This window comes from Caulobacter sp., assembly GCF_039596335.1.
In the GTDB taxonomy this organism is placed as follows: domain Bacteria; phylum Pseudomonadota; class Alphaproteobacteria; order Caulobacterales; family Caulobacteraceae; genus Caulobacter.
This window is the reverse complement of the sequence record NZ_JBCNJZ010000011.1, coordinates 160553-177121: the sequence shown is the minus strand read 5'-3', so window position 1 is coordinate 177121 and position 16569 is coordinate 160553. Positions and strand designations below refer to the sequence as shown.

12 protein-coding genes are annotated in these 16569 nt (G+C 69.3%); 6 read left to right on the top strand and 6 right to left on the bottom strand.

Translation table 11 applies throughout. The annotated features are described in order from the left end of the window. Window positions 1-39 precede the first annotated feature (39 nt). Window positions 40-975, top strand: a complete 936-nt coding sequence (locus ABDW31_RS21935; protein ID WP_184720426.1) for a hypothetical protein — start codon at window positions 40-42, stop codon at window positions 973-975. On the opposite strand, the gene ABDW31_RS21930 is transcribed toward ABDW31_RS21935, so the two are convergent. Beyond that, complete coding sequence (locus ABDW31_RS21930; protein ID WP_184720428.1) at window positions 972-4019, bottom strand: TonB-dependent receptor; 3048 nt, start codon at window positions 4017-4019, stop codon at window positions 972-974. The genes ABDW31_RS21935 and ABDW31_RS21930 overlap by 4 nt on opposite strands. 141 nt (window positions 4020-4160) lie before the next feature. Between ABDW31_RS21930 and ABDW31_RS21925 the strand changes: the two genes are divergently transcribed. Next, complete coding sequence (locus ABDW31_RS21925; protein ID WP_184720430.1) at window positions 4161-4721, top strand: sigma-70 family RNA polymerase sigma factor; 561 nt, start codon at window positions 4161-4163, stop codon at window positions 4719-4721. Next, a complete protein-coding gene (locus ABDW31_RS21920; RefSeq protein ID WP_184720432.1) occupies window positions 4706-5614 on the top strand; it encodes a FecR domain-containing protein in 909 nt (302 codons plus the stop codon). The genes ABDW31_RS21925 and ABDW31_RS21920 overlap by 16 nt, the downstream gene beginning before the upstream one ends. A gap of 1 nt (window position 5615) precedes the next feature. Here ABDW31_RS21920 and ABDW31_RS21915 read toward each other — a convergent pair whose 3' ends face one another. From ABDW31_RS21915 to ABDW31_RS21895, 5 genes are all read right to left on the bottom strand, one after another. Beyond that, window positions 5616-6800: an alkaline phosphatase gene (locus ABDW31_RS21915; RefSeq protein WP_184720434.1), complete on the bottom strand. Its 1185-nt coding sequence runs from the start codon at window positions 6798-6800 to the stop codon at window positions 5616-5618. A 79-nt stretch (window positions 6801-6879) separates the two neighbouring features. Then, window positions 6880-8136 carry an aminotransferase class V-fold PLP-dependent enzyme gene (locus ABDW31_RS21910; protein ID WP_184720436.1) on the bottom strand — a complete coding sequence of 419 codons (1257 nt, stop codon included), beginning with the start codon at window positions 8134-8136 and terminating at the stop codon, window positions 6880-6882. Between the two features lie 79 nt (window positions 8137-8215). Continuing rightward, window positions 8216-10870, bottom strand: a complete 2655-nt coding sequence (locus tag ABDW31_RS21905) for a TonB-dependent receptor (RefSeq protein WP_184720438.1) — start codon at window positions 10868-10870, stop codon at window positions 8216-8218. 89 nt (window positions 10871-10959) lie between these two features. Then, the gene (locus ABDW31_RS21900; RefSeq protein WP_184720440.1) at window positions 10960-11910 is read right to left on the bottom strand and encodes a FecR domain-containing protein; all 951 of its coding nucleotides are present in this window, start codon (window positions 11908-11910) and stop codon (window positions 10960-10962) included. After that, on the bottom strand, window positions 11910-12434 hold the full coding sequence (locus ABDW31_RS21895) for a sigma-70 family RNA polymerase sigma factor (RefSeq protein WP_184720442.1): 525 nt from the start codon (window positions 12432-12434) through the stop codon (window positions 11910-11912). Before ABDW31_RS21895 ends, ABDW31_RS21900 begins: the two co-directional genes overlap by 1 nt. Window positions 12435-12654: 220 nt before the next feature. On the opposite strand from ABDW31_RS21895, the gene ABDW31_RS21890 reads away from it, so the two are divergent. The 3 genes from ABDW31_RS21890 to ABDW31_RS21880 are packed head-to-tail and all read left to right on the top strand — an operon-like array spanning window position 12655 to window position 16501. Further along, a complete protein-coding gene (locus ABDW31_RS21890) occupies window positions 12655-14205 on the top strand; it encodes a DUF4173 domain-containing protein (RefSeq protein WP_184720444.1) in 1551 nt (516 codons plus the stop codon). Between the two features lie 11 nt (window positions 14206-14216). Continuing rightward, window positions 14217-14924, top strand: a complete 708-nt coding sequence (locus ABDW31_RS21885; RefSeq protein WP_343699552.1) for a response regulator transcription factor — start codon at window positions 14217-14219, stop codon at window positions 14922-14924. Further along, entirely contained in the window at window positions 14921-16501 is a 1581-nt protein-coding gene (locus ABDW31_RS21880; protein ID WP_184720448.1) for a HAMP domain-containing sensor histidine kinase, read from the top strand. The genes ABDW31_RS21885 and ABDW31_RS21880 overlap by 4 nt, the downstream gene beginning before the upstream one ends. Window positions 16502-16569: the final 68 nt, after the last annotated feature.

Here is a 16569-nt window from a genome sequence, read left to right as displayed (position 1 = left end):
TCGCGCGCTCCGGGCCTTTTTCCTTCAGACGAGATCCGCATGCTGCTGGCCGCCCTGCTTGTCGCCGCCCTGGCCGCGCCCGCGCCCCGAACCCAGGCCGCGCTCGACACGCTGCGGACAGCGGCGAGCAGCCTCGCTCAAGATCACCTGCAGACCGAGACCCTGGCGGCGCTCCAGCCCGCACCTTGCGTCCGTCACCGCACGGGCCTGACACCGGCCGACGAGGCCGCGATCATCCAGACCCTTCGCGCCGAAGGCCTGCTGCAAGCCGATCAGTCGCGAGACGTCGTCTTCCCGCCGCTGGGCGAGGGATCGACTTGCCCATCCCTGCCGCAGTCTATTCTGACCGCGCCTGGCGGCAACACCGGCTCGCACCACGACTGGCCCGGCGGGCTGGTCGCGCACGAGGCTTTCAACCTGCGCTTCGCCCTGTCCCTGGCCGACCTGTATGAGGCCGAAAGCGGCGTTCCGATTGACCGACAGATCCTGACCGCCTCGGTGCTGTGGCACGACTGGGCCAAGGCGCTGGTCCTGACCTGGCGCGACGACGGGACCCTGGTTTCGGAAGGCGCGATCGGCGGCGCCGGGGCCCATCACGTCTTGGGCCTGGCCGAAGCCATGGCGCGCGGCCTGCCGCCGGCGATGATCCTGGCCCAGGCCTGCGCCCACGCGGCGCCGGTCGAGGGCGATCGGGGCAAGGTCGAGGGCTGGCTGCGCGCCGCGGCGATCGTCTCGCGCACCGCCTGGACGACAACGGTCCAGCCGTCGCGCGAATGCCTGATCAGCAACGCCGCCGACGACAACTGGATTCACGCCGAGGCCGCCGTCCACGCCGCCGATGCGGCCTTGGCCGGCATGGCCCGGGACCGGCGCAACGCGGTGCTCGAGCAGCTGGGCGCAGACCGCATCAAGGCGCTGCTGGACACAGAAGGTGATGCGGGCCTGGAACGCGCCCTGCGCGCGGCCGGCTTCTAGAATACTCGCCGCAGACTGACGACCACGCGTCGCCCGGAATCCACGACATCCGACAGCGCCGTGGTGTCGCGCCCCACATGGGCCCAATAGCTGTAGGCGCCGGTCAGGTTGGTGGCGATGACGTCCAGCCGCGTCCGCCCGTCGAACCGCCAGCGCACCCGCGCGTCCAGGCGGGTCACGGGCCGGACCCACTGGTTGTCCCAATCCCCTGCCGCGCCAAGGATGTCATAGGCCGAGACATAGGCGCCGGTGTGGTTCAGGCTCAGATAGAACGACGCCCGCCCCTGGCTGTAGGCCAGCTCGGCGTTGCCCAGCCACTCGGGGGCGCTCAGCATCGGTTGGGACCGGCCCAGGCGCTCGCCCAGATCGACGCGCGACCATTGGCGGCTGGCGTTGACGTCCAGGCTGGCCCGGCCGCCCAGGCCCAGCGGATCGCCCAGAGGCTGGAACCACTCCAGCTCCAGTCCGTGCGTGCGCCCTCGCCCGCCGTTGCGCGGCGTGACCACACGAACGGCGCCGGCCTCCGGAACCACCCCGACACCCAGGCTGGCGCCGCTCTCGAACAGATAGTGGTCGATACGCTTGGCGTAGACCGACACGCTCAGCGCCCCGCCGCCTGGCAGCCAGCGCTGGTGCGACAAGTCGAGGTTCCAGGCGTCGGCGCTCTTCAGGTCGGGATTGCCGCGGGTCACGGTCGTCACCCCGTCCAGAGTCTCGGTCCGCACACCGCCGCCTAGTTGCATGAAGGCCGGACGGCTGTAGGCGCGCCAGACGGAGGCCCGCCAGACGTCGCGGTCGTTGGGCCGGTAAGACAGGTTCAGACTCGGCAGAAGCTTGTCATAACGGCTCCGGCTTTGGTCCCATTCGCCGGCCGTCTCCACCACGCTGGCGTCCGGCATGACCCAGAAGCGGTTGTGGATCCGGGTGTGCTCGTGACGCAGGCCAAACTGCGTTTCCCAGGCGCCAACGGCGTGGGTCGCCATGGCGTACAGCGCCTGGACCGTCTCGTGACCGGACTGGCTGTTGCAGTTCAGATTGTTGACCTCCAGCGCCCCGCAGGTGTCGAAGCTCTCGGCGGTCCGGTGAGTGTGGAACAGCGCTTCCAGCCGGTCGTGATCGATCTTCGGCAGCGACCAGTCATAGAGGCCTGGGAAGACCTTCCCGTAGGTCCCGTCCGCGATGCCCAGCGCTTCCCAGGTCAGGCCGGGCTGCTGATAGAGGTCGGCGAAGAAACCGTTGGTCCAGTTGCGGTCGGTCAGGTCGCGGTCGCTGCGGCTGAGCTTGGCCCCGACCCGGACGCTACGCCAGGCCCCGATCGTCGGCGTGAAGGTCAGGCCGAACCCACCGCCATACCGCGTCTGGTCACTGAACTGCTCGGTGCGCTGGCCGGCCCGCCGCGCCAGCAGCACGCGGCCCGCGTCGTTCAGGTCGTCGAAGACGCTCGCCGGCCACTGGGGGACCGGCAAGCCGTCGCGATAGGAGACCGTCACGCCTCCGAACGGACGCGGCTGCTGACCGGTGTTGTAGGCGTCGCTCTGATTGATCCAGGCCGAGGCTTCCAGATGATCGGGCCGCGCGCTCTGGCCGTGACTGGCGAACAGATAGGGCGACAGACGCCAGGCGCCGGCGACCAGATCGGCCGCAAGGCTGGCGGTCGACAGCGACACGGTGTCGGGGTTGGTCTCGTACCAGACCCGCGTCGACAGATCCTGCACCGACAGGTGATAGACGCCCGTCCCGTCGTCGCTCCAGCTCTGGGGTCCGCTGACTACCTGGCTAAAGGTCGAGTTCTGCTCGGTATGGGCCCGGGCGTGGGTGGCGTTCAGCCGGACATCCAGGCCTGGCCGGACACGCCAGTCCATCGCCAGCACATAGTTCTGCAGCCGACTGCCACCGCTGGACAGCCCGACGTTCAGGCTGGTCTGGACGAGATTGTCCTGCGGCTTGTTCGGATCGACCGGCCCGCCCTGCGACGAGCCCGAAACGCCGTAGGCCCAGCCCCGGTCGTTCTGCGCGGCCATGACCCCGGCCAGTTCGGAATTGGCGAAGCCACGGGCCTCGTAGGCGGCGGCGACGTACAGCCCGACCTGCTCCTCGGCGCCGAACCGACGACCGTGCTCCACCTGGACATGCTCGCCCAGGCCCGAGCGCCCATAGTCGCGGGCCCGCGTCTCGATCCGTCCGCTCAGGGTCACCGCCGTCCAGGGCGATCGCGCCAGGCTGGCCGGCCCCGGGGTCTGGAAGTCCAGCGCCGCACCGATGAAGTCGCCGTCCAGGTCGGCCCGGCCAGTCTTGTGTGTGACCACGGTCTGGAAGGCGCCCGGCGGCAGCAGGTTCAGCTGGATCCCGCGTGAGTACGGCAGGCCCTGGGCCGCGGACACGCCGTTGATCATGGTCAGATTGTACTCGGCATTGAGGCCGCGATAGGCCGCGTACAGCCCCTCGCCTCGCGACGCCGAGTCGATGCCGCCGATGAATGAGCGGCCGGTGTTGATCACTGTCATGCCCGGCAGGTCGCCGAGGGCCTCGGACACGTTCTGGGCGGCGCCGCGCTCCATGTCGTCGCGGGTCAGGCGGCGCACGGGGGCCAGCTCGGCCAGATCGACCGCCAGGCGCTGCACGACGGGATCGACGTCCGCGCGCGGGCTCAGCACCAGCAGCGGCTCCACCGGTGTAACCGGCGTCCAGGGAACGGGCCTAGGCGAGAGAGCCAAAGACGGGCGCACCATCGGCTGGGCGGCGATGACGAAGGTGCGGCTGTCCACCCGCCGGGCCTCGAAACCAGCCTCGGCCAGGGCGGTGTCGAAGGCGCGCCACACCGCGAGGCGGCCGGCGACGGCGCGGCTGCGCCGGCCCTGCAGGTCCTGGGCCGAGAACAGCACCTGCACCCGCCCCTGCCGCGCCAACTCGCGCAAGGCCGAGGCCAGGGGTTGGGCGGGGACGTCGAAAGTCTGGGCGCGATCCGCCGCCAGGACGCATCCCGGCAGGGCGATGGCGACGACACCTACGGACAGGAGGAAAGCGTGACGACCGCCACCGCCCATGTGGGACGATCCGTGATGAAAACCCGCGACTGCGGCGGCTTCTAGGGGCGGGCTGCAATGGAATGATGACATTTCGCCCGCGCATTTGGCGGTCTGTCGACAGGCCTGCGTCTCTTGAAGTAGAGGCGTGAACGAGTTCGCATGTTTGACGGCGTCGACCCACCGATGACTGCTGCCCAGGAGCCCGCGCCGGCCGCTGCGATCGTGGCCGAGTTGGTGACGCGGTTCGACGCGCGCCTGCGCCGTTACCTGGGTCGCTTCCTGGTTTCCGCCGACCTCGAGGACGCCCTGCAGGACATCTATCTGCGGCTGACCCGGCTGGCGGCCGGCATCCCTCCGCCCGAGTTCAACGCCACCTATGTGTTCAAGACCGCCGACAGCGTCGCCCGCGACCTGCGCCGCCGTCGTCTGGGCCGCGGGGGCGACCGCCATGTCGAGCTGCCCGAGGATCTGGCCGACGAAGGTCCTTCGCCGTTCGACGAGTTGCGCTGGCAGCAGAACGCCGACCTACTGCGCCGCGCCATCGCTTCCCTGCCCCGCGAACAGCGCCTGGTGCTGATGATGCACCGCGTCGAGGGGCTGACCCTGGTTGAAATCGCCGCCCGCACGCGTACGCCGTTGCGGACGACCCAGCGCCTGATGGCCGACGCGCTCGCCCGCTGCCGGTCCAGGCTGAAGGATTGTGGATGGTTCGAACTGTAATCCCGTTTGGCCGCCCGGCCCCAAACGCCGAGATCGACGCCGAGGCCGACGCCTTCGTCGCCGATCGCCTGCGCGAAGAGCAAGGCAAGGACGCGCGTGCGCCACACGGCCAGATCGGTGAGGTCTGGGACGCCCTGGGCCAGCTGGACGCCTCTGACTTCGCGGTGGACGAACGACCCGCGCCCAGCCGTCGCGGCCTGATCGTCGGCGGAGCCTTGGCCGCCAGCTTTGCCCTGGGCGGCGTGCTGCTCTGGCGCGGACAGCCGGTGATCCATGAGACCGCTCTCGGCGAGCGGCGCATGGTCGATCTGCCCGATGGCTCGCGCGTCACCCTGAATACGGCCACCCGTCTGGCCGCCCGGTTCGACGGCGATCGGCGCGAGGTTGTGTTCGAAGCAGGTGAAGCGCTGTTCGAGGTCGCGCATCGCGACGGCGCGCCGTTCGACGTGCTGAGCCAGGACGGCCGCATCCGCGTCACCGGCACGCGCTTCAACGTCTATCGCCAGGCCGCCTTCACCCAGGTCGACCTGCTGGAGGGCGGCGTGACGGCCGGCCCTGCCAAGGGCGTCGGCGCCGCCGTGCGCTTGCGCCCCGGACAGGCCGTACGCCTGTCAACCGCCGGACAGCCTGGGCCGATCTTCGTCGCTCAGGCCGGACGGATCGATGACTGGAACCACGGCCGGATCAGCTTCGACGGCGCATCGCTGGGCGAGGCCGTGGCCGAGATGAACCGCTACAGTCGCACGCCGCTGCGCGTCCTGAACCCTTCCCTGAACCGCCTGCCGATCGACGGCGTGTTCGAGGCCGGCGACACGGCCGCCTTCGCCCGGGCGGTCGGCCGCCTGCACGGCGTGGCCGCCCGCACCGATGGAAAGGCCTGGACGCTCTCGTAGGCTAGTTTGCGGCGTCGACCTTCCAGCCCCAGGCATCCATCATGATCTGGAACAGGTGAGTGTTGGGGAAATAGCCGCGCACCCGCTGGGCGCCGGCGCCGGTCGCCAGGGCGACGACCTCCTCGCCCGTATGGCTGCGGTTGACCATGACGTTCTTCAGGCGAACGACGTCATCGTCCTTGCCGGCCGCCTTCCAGGCGTCATAGCCCTCCAGCAGCGGCTCGCCGCGACGGCCGCCGTCGACCTGCAGACCGAACGAGTGGTCGGCGGTGAACAGCAGCAGGGTGTCCTTCAGGTCGACCCGCCCCTCGACCTCGGCGATCAGCTTGTCGAAGTCGACGATGTTCTGCAGGCCCTTGCGGGGGTCGTCGGTGTGGGCGTCCCACTCGACCACCAGCAGATAGCCCTTCGGCGAGCCCTTCAGCAGGTCCAGGGCCCGCAGCGTGGCGGCGCGAACGTCGATCTTGTCGGAGACGACGACCGGCCTCGTGTTCGCGAGGGGCGCATCCTCGAGCCTCGCGTAGATCGGACGGCTGTGCGCCTTGGCCAGTTGGTCGAAACCGGCGCCGGTCGCAGCCAGTTGCTGGCCGATCTTGTCGCGCCCTGCGCCGATCAGCACGTCGACGCCGTCGCCAAAGCGCGGCTTGAAGGCCTGCTGGAAAATCTCGCCCCATTTGCCGCGATCATTGGAGTGGGCGTAGGTCGCCGCCGGCGTCGCGTCGGCGATCGGCTCGGAAGTCACCACGCCGGTGCGAAGCCCCCGCTCCTCGGCATATTCCAGCAAGGTCTTGGTCGGCGCGCCGTCGGTCTTGCCACGCACCGCGGCGGGCGACTGGCTGATCACGCCGTTGCGCGTCTTCACGCCAGTCACGATCGAGGACATGCCGTTGGCCGAGTCCGACACGAAGTTGTCGACCGGCGAGGTCTCGCTCAAGCCCAGGTTCGGCCACCCCTGGACATGCAGCTTGAGGGGCTCGCCATAACCCAGAAGGCTCGCGGCGTTGATCGACGCCACGCCGCCCGCGTCCGCAAGGAAAAGAATGACGTTCTTGGCCTGGCCTAGAGCCTCCGGGTGCGCCGTCTTCGGCGCCTGGACAGCAGAGCGCGGCGATACAGTCTGCGCCCAGGCCGGAGCCACGACGGTCAGCGACAACACCGATGCAACGACCAAAAAACGTCCGACCATACGGGTCTTCCCAACAAGTGCTTCCACCAATTGGGACGCCTTCTAGCGGCCTGTTGCAGGGATTAGTGTGAAATGAGTGTCACACGCCAAGCTCGGTAAGAGCCTCGGCCAAAAGGTCCATCTCGGCCATTGTGTTGAAAAGGTTGGGCGTCACCCGGATGCAGGCCCCGCGCTCAACGCCGTCGCGGGCGACGGTGAAGATCCGGTGGCGCTCCAGCAGCTGTCGCGCAATCGCGCCATTGTCTCGCATCGAGGTCTTCCCGGCGATCCGGAAGGCGGTGATGGCGCCATAGAGTCCGGGCTCGTCCGGCGTGAGGACCTGCACGCCCGCGATGGACCGCGCCCGGACGACCCAGCGATCACGCAACGCGCGCAGCCTCTGGCTCTTGCGGTCCAGGCCGATGCGGGCCTCGAACGCCAGGGCGGCCGGCACGGTCAGGAAGGCGGCGGCGTTCAGCGTGCCGGTGTGGACGCGTTCACCGATCTGGTCGGGCCCATCGGGCGCCGTGGCCAGGTCGTGATCGATCTTCGAGAGCGCGCTCTTGCGGATGTGGACGATGCCGACACCCAAGGGCGCGGCCAGCCATTTGTGGCCGTTCAGGCCGACGAAGTCGCAGTCCAGGTCCGGTAGCGAGAAGTCCAGCTGACGCCAGCTGTGGGCCGCGTCGACGATGACGTCGATGCCCTTCTCGCGGGCCAGGGCGGCGATCTCGCGCACCGGCAGGGCCAGCCCGGTGCGGTGGCTGACATGGGTCAGGAGAACCAGCCGCAGGCGCGGGTAACGGGCGAACGCCTCGGCATAGGCCGCGATCAAGGAGGCCTTGGTGGCCGGTTCCGGCAAAGCGATGCGTACAACTTCGGCCCGCTCGCGCAGCGCCATGCGCTTCATGCAGTCTTGCATGCTGTCGTAGTCGAGATCGGCGTAAAGAACCGCATCGCCCGGCGTCAGGCGGTTGTAGCCGCCGATCAGGGTTTTCATCGCCTCGGTGGCGTTGCGGGTGAAGGCGATCTCGTCCGACGGCACGCCCAGGGCCTCGGCGAGACGATCGCGCACCGCCATCAGGTCCCGACCCATGCCGCGACGGGAATAGTAGCTGGTGTCGCGGTTCACCCGCGCCAGCTTTTCGAAATAGTCGGCCTGGACCGGACGGGGCGTCGCGCCCCAGTTGCCGTTCTCCAGCTGGACGATCTCGCGCGTGACGTCGTACTCGGCGGCGATCTCGCGCCAGAAGGCCTCGTCGTTGTTCGGGGCGTTTGCCGAAGCCGGCGTGAGAGACGTGGCCGTCGGCAGAGCGGCGCCGCCAATCAGAAGCGCACGACGGTTGAGCTCAGGCATGGTGTTCTCGCTGCAAGGCAGAAGGAGCGTGGCGGTCGAACCACCACGCTCCGTTGTTCGATCCTGATCGGGATCTACGTCAGAAATTGTAGCCCACGCGCACCCAGTACTGGCCACCGTCGGTGTCGAACGGCGCGTTGCGCGAGTAAAGCAGGCCACGGTTGGCGTCGAGCGTGGCCCGGCCGGGATAGGAGTTGAACAGGTTCTCCGCCCCCACCTTCAGGTTCACGCCGTTGGAGAAGCTGTAGGAGACCGACAGGTTGGCCAGCACCATCGGGTCGAACTCCTGCCACAGGCGCGTGGCGTCGTCCGGGTCGGTGCCCATGTCGATCCAGGTGCCGTAATAGCGGATGCGCGACGAGATGGAGAACGCGCCCAGGTCGTAGCCGAAGCCGGCCGAGATGCCCGCGCCGGGACGCGAGCGTCGGGCGAACAGCTCCTTGTTCAGCGGGTTCAACGGCGCCAGCCGGTCGTCCAGGATCTCGGTTTCGTTCTGATTGTACGAGACGCTGGTGTTGAAGCGGCCCGGCCCGATGTCGCGCCGATAGGCCGCTACGATGTCCACACCCTGGGTGCGGGCCTCATAGGCGTTCATGAAGAAGCTGAGCGAGGTGAAGTTCTGCGGGTTGGGCATACCCGCCGGGATCGACTTCGACTGGGTCGTGAGGCGGTTCTTGGAGTCGACGCGATAGAAGTCGACGCTCAGGGTCAGGCCGTGATTGTTGTAGACGAGGCCCACGGCGCTGTTCTTCGACGTTTCCGGCTTCAGCGGCTTGGCGCCCAAAGCGATCGCCAGCGGATCGTCGACATTGAGGCGACCGCTGTTGTTCACGCTGCCGTTGGTCAGGTTCAGGCTCTGGGTGAACGCGGAGGAATAGAGGTCGAAGGGCTTGGGCGCGCGGAAGCCCGTCGAATAGGTGCCGCGAATGGCCAGGCCGACCGGCAGCTCGTAGCGGGCGGCCAGGCGGTAGTTGAAGTTGCCGCCGAACGAGTCGTGGTCTTCGTAGCGGCCGGCGGCGCCGAGGGTCAGGGGCTTGATCGGCCGCCATTCCAGGTCGAGATAGGCGGCATAGCTCTTGGCGTCCCATTCGCCGGCGCGCGTGGGGCCATAGCCCGGCATGCCGTTGGAGCCGACGGCCAGACCTTCCGCCGCGCCCGGTCCGATTTCCCACGACGCCTGGTCGCCCTGCTGCACGCCGTAGGTCAGCTTCCGGGCTTCGGCGCCGAACGCGATGTTCAGCGGCTCTTCGCCGCCCACCGGAAGGCGGTAGACGAAGTCGGCGTTGGCGACGAGGTCGTCCTGATACTCACGGCCCAGGAAGAAGTTCGTCGGGCTCTTGGGGCCCAGCGAGGCGTTGACCGTGTCGTCCAGGGTGAAGGCGACGCGGCTGCGGCCCCAGGTGAGCGCGACGTCATAGGTCAGGCGATCGGTCAGGTCGCCGCGCGCTCCGCCCGACAGGTGGTAGTCCTCGATCTGCGAGCCGAGCTGCGGCGTGAAGCCAGCCGGAAACAGCGAGAGGAAGCTGAAGCCCGGGAAGGCCTTCGTCGTCTTGTAGACGTTGCTGGTGGCGTCGGGATTGCGCCAGTTGAAGTCGGTCATCCCCTCGCTGTCGTTGAACAGGCCGAAGGCGTAGAGCTCGACATTGCCGGTCAGATGGTAGTTGGCGTTGATCGAGCCCTTGAGGCGCTCTTCCTCCGGCTGCCCCCACTTCTGGACCGGATCACGAACCTTCACACCGGGGTGGTCCTGCTCGAACTTGATGGCGTCGGGGCGCTGGACCTGGCGGCCGGTGCGGCCTTGCTTGTTGTACTCGAGCGCGCCGCTGACGGAGCCCTTGTCGCCCAGGCGCAGACCGCCGCCCAGGCCGAAGCGATATTCCTCGCCGTCGCCCGCGTAGTAGCGCGAGACCTGGCTGAAGGCGCGCAGGCCGGGGCGGTCGTCGAGGATGATGTTGATCACGCCGGCGATGGCGTCGGAACCGTACTGGGCCGAGGCGCCGTCCCGCAGGATTTCGGTGCGGCGGATCGAGGCCGACGGGATGCTGGACAGGTCCGGGGCCTGACCTTGGGCCGAGTTGTGGTAGCGGCGGCCATTGACCAGGGCCAGGACGTACTTGCCCGGCATGCCGCGCATGGTGGTCGGACGCACGAACGCCGGCGGGTCGGCGTGCAGGCGCTGGACGTTGAACGACGGGGCCAGCAGGGTCAGCGTGTCCTGCAGGTCGCCCGAGACGCTTTCGCGGATCTCCTGCTGCGACAGGACATCGACCGGCGACAGGGTCTCAGCGGCGGTGCGCGAGGCCTGACGGGTGCCGGTGACCACCAGCTCGGTCAAGGCGTCGGTGTCGGCGTGGGTCGTCGCCGTGGGCGTCGCCGACGGCGCGACGGGCCGGGCTTGCGACGTGCGGGCGGGCGCTTCGGGCGCGGCCTCGATCAGCACGGAATCGCCAACGATGCGAGCCGTCACGCCGCTGCCGCTGACCAGGCGCGACAGGGCGTCCACCTGGCTGAAGCGGCCTTCGATCGCGTGGCTGCGGCGCCCCTGCAGCAACGCGGGGCGTGCGGCGACCTGCAGTCCGGTGACGCGCGAATAGGCGGTCAGCGCGCGGCTCAGGTCTTGGGCCGGAATGGAAAAGGCGTGCTGGGCGGTCTGCGCCGTCGCGACGGCGGGCGACACGGCCAGGGCGGCTGCGAGCGCAAAGATAGAAGCGCCAAGAGCGCGTTTGGACGTCATGTCGGTATCCCCCAAGAAACGTCGATTTCCGATCGACAAGGGTTCGATGTCCGGCCGCCGCCGAACCCGACATTTCTTTTTGTGAAACCTTAGTGACGACCTGGCGGAGACTTCCGGGTGCGGACGATAACCTGTTCAGCGGTCGTCTCGACCTCGACGTCATACACACGCGAGATCAGCGCCAGAGCCGCCTCTGGCCGCGACAGTCGGAAACGCCCGCTCACCGGGATTTGCCCGGCCGTCGCGTCGATCGTGATCGGCGTCGTCGAGAAGCGGTCGATCTCCGCCACCAGGCGTCCCAGGGTCGATGCGTCGGTGTCGAACCAGCCGTCGATCCAGTCGGGTTGGTCGGAGGGGGCGTGTGGCGTTCTGAGGATGGCGCCGCGTTCCAGCGTGGCCCGGTCGCCGGGCGCCAGATCGAGGGTGTGGCCGTCGCGCGTGCGCAGGCGCACAGCGCCGCGATAGAGGGTCACCTCCGCGCGGGCCGGGTTCAGGCGGTCGATGTTGAAGGCGGTGCCCAGAACGCGCACGACGCCGGCGCCGGTGTCGACCACGAAGGGGCGACCGTCGTGGCGCACGTCGAAATAGGCCTCGCCCTGCTCAAGGGTGGCCGAACGCCTGAGCAGCCCCTGCCGGACCGACAGGCGCGCGCCGCCGTTCAGTCGGATCGCGCTGCCGTCGGAGAGGGTCGCGATCCGCGTCTCGCCGCGCCGGGCCTCCAGGGTTCGATGCTCCATCCAGGGAACAAACAGCACAGCGCCGATGCAGGCGGCCGCCATGGCGACACCTAGAGGCGCCATCACAAACCAGGGGATCCGCGCCGCCCTGCGAGGGCGCGATCCTTGCGCCACGGCGCTCGCGGCCTCCGCCAACGCGTCGGAGCTCCAGAGCGCGCGCATCTCGGCGAAAGCCTCACGGTGGGCCGGGCTGGCGTCCATCCACCTTTCGAACGCGTCGGCCTCTTCCGGAGGAACGCCGGGCTCCGCGGTGCGGTCCGCCCAGGCGGCGGCCTCGGCCCGTATGCGCTTGTCGTCGACCATCAATGCGCCGCCCCCGGTCCGCGGCGCTTCTGGCCGCAGGCTTCGTTGAGGTCCAGCAGGCCGCGCGTGACGTGTTTCTCGACGGCCTTCAGGTTTAGGCCCAGTTCCTCCGCGATGAAGGCGCAGCTCTGACGGTGGATGCGACGACGGATGATGATCTCCCGCCGCAGGCGCGGCATACGCTCCAGGGCGCGCTTCAGGGTTTCGACGGCTTCGCGGCCTTCGACAACCCGCTCGGGCGAGGGCTGCCCGCTGACAATGGATTCGCTCAACTCTTCGGCTCCCCAGCGGCGTTCGCGTCGGAATTGCTCGTTCACGAGGTTCTCGGCGATGCGCGTGGCTAGGCCGTAGAGATTGTCGATCCGGCCGCCGCGCTCGTACTCGATGAGCCGCAACACGGTCTCCTGGGCCACGTCGTCGGCCAGGTCGGCCCGCTTCAGCCGTCGGCGCGCCAGCCGACGGACGAAGTCGCGGACCGGCGACCAGGTCAGCGTCGCCTCTCTCTCATTGCCGTCGTACGCCACGCTCCGCCCCCGCCGGAACGGCGTGTTTGATCATCGCAGGGCGCGGGATAGCGGCGGCCCGTGACGGTTGAATGTTCGTCGGCGTCGAAGTCGCGCGTACGACGCCCCACCCTGCTGCACGGAAACTGCACTCAACTTCCCAGCCGCCTGCAAGGGTGCGGCAGTCGTTGCTGGACGCCGGCGCCGCATCCGTCGTGTCCCTGTCACGAGGTCTCGACCCATGCCGATCACGCCCAAGCCACGCGCCGCCTTCTGGCTGAAGAGCGTGCTGGCCGTTCTCCTGATCACGCTCGCCGACGTGATCTTCTTCCGTCAGCCCATCGGCGCGAACTTCGGCGCCTACGGCGTGGCCCTGATCCTGGCCGTGCTGGTCGCCGCGCCTGCGGCCCGGCGTCAACCGCGCATGCTGGCGGCCCTGGCCATCGCAGCCGGCGCCGCCCTGCTCTCGCTCGAGCATCCGACCTTCGCGATGGCGAGCCTGTTCGTCCTGGCCCTGGGCGTCGCCGTGTTGTCGCCCCGCGCGCCGGGCGCGGACGACGTTTGGCCCTGGGCTCAGCGCCTCACCATGGCGATGCTGGGCGGCGCGCTCGGCCCGCTGACGGACCTTCGCCGACTGCGCGCCGGCCGCTTGCGGCGGCGACGAGGCCGTGCGGGCCTCTCGCGGTTCTCCAGCCTGCTGCTGCCCCTGGCCGGCGGTCTGGTCTTCACGGCGCTCTTCGCGGCCGCCAACCCGCTGATAGCGGTGATGCTGGAGACGATCCGCCTGCCGTATCCCGACATGACGCGGTGGCTCTTCTGGCTGCTGATCGGGACCGCGGTCTGGGCCCTTCTGCGGCCGCGCGGCCTGCGCCGGACGATCGCGCCGCCGGACGGCCGGGGCGACCTCAAGGTGTTCGGCGTGACGCCCACGTCGCTCTCGTTGTCGCTGGTGGTGTTCAACGTGCTCTTTGCCGCGCAGAACGGCCTCGACCTGGCCTTCCTGTGGGGTCACGCGCCCCTCCCCGTCGGCGTGACCCTGGCGGAGTACGCCCACCGGGGGGCCTATCTGCTGATCGCCACCGCCATACTGGCCGGCGCCTTCGTGCTCGTCGCCCTGCGCCCCGGCTCGACCACGGCGGCGTCGCCGGCGGTCCGGCGGATGGTGGTGCTGTTCGTGACCCAGAACGTGCTGCTGGTGGCCTCCAGCGTCCTGCGGACCCTGGACTACGTCGAGGCGTACGGCCTGACCCAGCTGCGCCTTTCCGCCCTGGCCTGGATGGCGCTGGTCGCGGTCGGCCTCGTGCTGATCTGCGTGCGGCTGCTCCAGGACAGGAGCTCGAGTTGGCTGATCAACGCCAACGCCACGGCCGCCGCCCTGGTGCTGGTCGTGGTCAGCCTGGTCGATCTGGGCGGCGTCGCGGCGACCTGGAACAGCCGAAACGCCCGCGAGATCGCCGGCCACGGTCCCCGGCTGGACCTCTGCTACCTCGAAGCCCTGGGTCCCGCCGCCCTGGTTCCACTGACCGAACTGGAGGGACGACCGTTGCCGCAGGTCCAAGCCGAAGCGGTCACCTCGGTCCGCACCCGCGTGATAACCGCCGTGGAGCGCCGTCTGTCAGACTGGCGAACCTGGTCGTGGCGCGACGCCCGCCGCCTGCACGCCGCAAGGACCCTGATCGCGCACCGCCCTGCGCGCCCATCACAACCGCCCCGCAACTGCGACGGCCAGCCTTCCGGCGCGGGAAGCTCATATAGCGCCCAAGAAGCGTTGACCGGCGCGGCTCAACCTTGAACATGACCGCCATGCCGCAACGGATCCTCATCGTCGACGACGACCCGCACATCCGCCAGCTCCTGGTCTTCGCCCTCGAGAAGGCCGGCTTCACGACGTGCGAGGCCGAGAATGGCGAGGCGGCCCTGGCCAAGGCGGCCGACACTGCTCCCGACCTCGTCGTGCTGGACATCAACATGCCGCGCATGAACGGGTTGGAGGTCTGCCGCCGCCTGCGGAGCGAGAGCGACGTGCCGATCCTGTTCCTCTCCTCGCGCGACGAGGAGATCGACCGGGTCCTGGGCATCGAACTGGGGGCCGACGACTATGTGGTCAAGCCGTTCAGCCCGCGCGAGGTGACGGCGCGGATCGGCGCCATCCTGCGACGCACCGGCTCGCAGGGGTCCAAGGCCCAGGCGCCGGACGAGGGCCTTGGCCGAGGGCGCCTGAGCCTTGATCCCGACGGCTGGATCGCCTCCTGGGACGGCCAGGATCTGACCCTGACCGTCACCGAATTCGGCATATTGCGCGCGCTGGCGGCCGCCCCCAGTAAGGTCTTCACCCGCGACGCCCTTATCGACCGCCTGCGCGGCCCGGGCTTCGCCATCACCGACCGCACCATCGACAGCCATGTGCGGAACCTGCGCAGCAAGTTCGCTCAGGTCGGCGGCCACGACGTCGTCGAAACGCGGGCCGGCGTCGGCTATCGCCTTGGCGCGTGCCAGGGCGGCAGCGCTTGATCGGTCGGGCCAAGGCCTTCCTCAAGCGTCGCTGGCCCCGCCTGCGGCTGAGGCTGATCCTGTTCGCGGTGCTGTTCTTCGCGGCCGCCATGCCGGGGATCAGCGCGATCTTCCTGCGGGTCTATGAGAACACCCTTGTTCGCCAGACCGAGGCGGAACTGGTCGCCCAGGGCGCGGCCCTGGCGGCGATGGCGGCGGTGAGCTGGCCGGGCGCGCCGCCGCCTGACCCGAACCCCGATCGCGCGAAGCCCGGCTACTATGCGCCCGAGCCAACGACCTTGGACATGCGCACCGCCGCCGTCCTGCCCGAACGCCCGGCTCCCCGCTTCAGAGGCCAGGCCGCGAACCCGGCCGCCTTGCACGTGGCCAAGGCCCTGGATCCGGTCATCGAGCGCACGGTCCGCACGACCCTGGCCTCGGTCCTGATCCTGGACGAGAAGGGCGTGGTCGCGCGCGGTTACGGCCTGGGCGGCGACCTTTCAGCCCTGGCCGAGGTGAAAACAGCCCTGGCCGGACGGCCGCGAACCGTCGTGCGGCGCAGCGGCGACTATCGCCCCAGCTACGCCTTCGAATGGCTGAGCCGCGCCTCCGGCGTCCGCCTGCACCACGCCAGGCCGATCCAGGTGGGCGATCGCATCGTGGGTGTCGTCCTTCTCTCGCGTTCGCCGCGCGCGCTGTTTCGCGGGCTCTATGAGGATCGCGGCAAGATCATCCTGGGCGTGGCCGGCATTTTCTCCATCCTGGTGCTGCTGTCGGGCCTGGTCTCGCGCGGCGTGACCCGCCCCATCGAGGCGCTGAGCGTGGCCTCGCGGGATATGGCCACTGGACAGGGTGCGCCGCCCGAGACACCGACCACCGCGGCGCTGGAGATCCAGGCGCTGTATGGCGACTTCCGCGCCATGGCCGAGGCCATCGACCGCCGGTCGAGCTATCTGCGCGACTTCGCGGCGGCCGTCAGCCACGAGTTCAAGACGCCGCTGGCGGGGATCGCGGGCGCCGTGGAACTGCTGCAGGACCATGGCGAGACCATGAACCCGGAAGACCGGCGACGCTTCCTGGACAACGCCGCGGCCGACACGGCCCGGCTGTCCCTGCTGGTCACCCGGCTGCTCGACCTGGCCCGCGCCGACATGGCCCGTCCCGAGCTGAACGCGGCCACCAGCCTGATCACACCCCTTCGCCGGGCGGCCGATGCCGTCGCCAGCCAGACCTTCCGTGTCGACCTTCGACTGCCCGACACCGCGCCACTCGTGGCGGTTCCGGAACCGACGCTCGACGCCGTGCTGGGGGTGCTCTTCCAGAACAGCCGCCAGGCGGGCGCCAGTCTGGTCACTGTCAGCCTGCGCGAGACATCTGAGACGATCGTGGCCTTGATCGGCGACGATGGTCCCGGCGTCCCCGGCGCCGATCGCGCCCGCCTGTTCGAGCCCTTCTTCACCAGCCGCAGAACCGAGGGCGGCACAGGTCTTGGCCTCTCCATCGCCCGCTCCCTGCTCGCCGCCAACCATGGCGCGATACGCTTCGTTGAGAGCGACATCGGCGCGGCGTTCGAGGTGGTCCTGCCTCGCGCGCGCTAGATCTGCACGCGGTCTTGAACCGATCTCGACATCGGCCACGACGCGGCCTGCACCGCCTCCAGCGATCC

Excerpts from the sequence above, each read along its gene's own strand:
- ABDW31_RS21915 (WP_184720434.1), bottom strand. The coding sequence starts at position 6,800 with ATGGTCGGACGTTTTTTGGTCGTTGCATCGGTGTTGTCGCTGACCGTC.
- ABDW31_RS21910 (WP_184720436.1), bottom strand. The coding sequence starts at position 8,136 with ATGCCTGAGCTCAACCGTCGTGCGCTTCTGATTGGCGGCGCCGCTCTG.
- ABDW31_RS21920 (WP_184720432.1), top strand. The coding sequence starts at position 4,706 with ATGGTTCGAACTGTAATCCCGTTTGGCCGCCCGGCCCCAAACGCCGAG.
- ABDW31_RS21890 (WP_184720444.1), top strand. The coding sequence starts at position 12,655 with ATGCCGATCACGCCCAAGCCACGCGCCGCCTTCTGGCTGAAGAGCGTG.
- ABDW31_RS21935 (WP_184720426.1), top strand. The coding sequence starts at position 40 with ATGCTGCTGGCCGCCCTGCTTGTCGCCGCCCTGGCCGCGCCCGCGCCC.
- ABDW31_RS21925 (WP_184720430.1), top strand. The coding sequence starts at position 4,161 with ATGTTTGACGGCGTCGACCCACCGATGACTGCTGCCCAGGAGCCCGCG.
- ABDW31_RS21900 (WP_184720440.1), bottom strand. The coding sequence starts at position 11,910 with ATGGTCGACGACAAGCGCATACGGGCCGAGGCCGCCGCCTGGGCGGAC.
- ABDW31_RS21885 (WP_343699552.1), top strand. The coding sequence starts at position 14,217 with ATGCCGCAACGGATCCTCATCGTCGACGACGACCCGCACATCCGCCAG.
- ABDW31_RS21930 (WP_184720428.1), bottom strand. The coding sequence starts at position 4,019 with ATGGGCGGTGGCGGTCGTCACGCTTTCCTCCTGTCCGTAGGTGTCGTC.
- ABDW31_RS21905 (WP_184720438.1), bottom strand. The coding sequence starts at position 10,870 with ATGACGTCCAAACGCGCTCTTGGCGCTTCTATCTTTGCGCTCGCAGCC.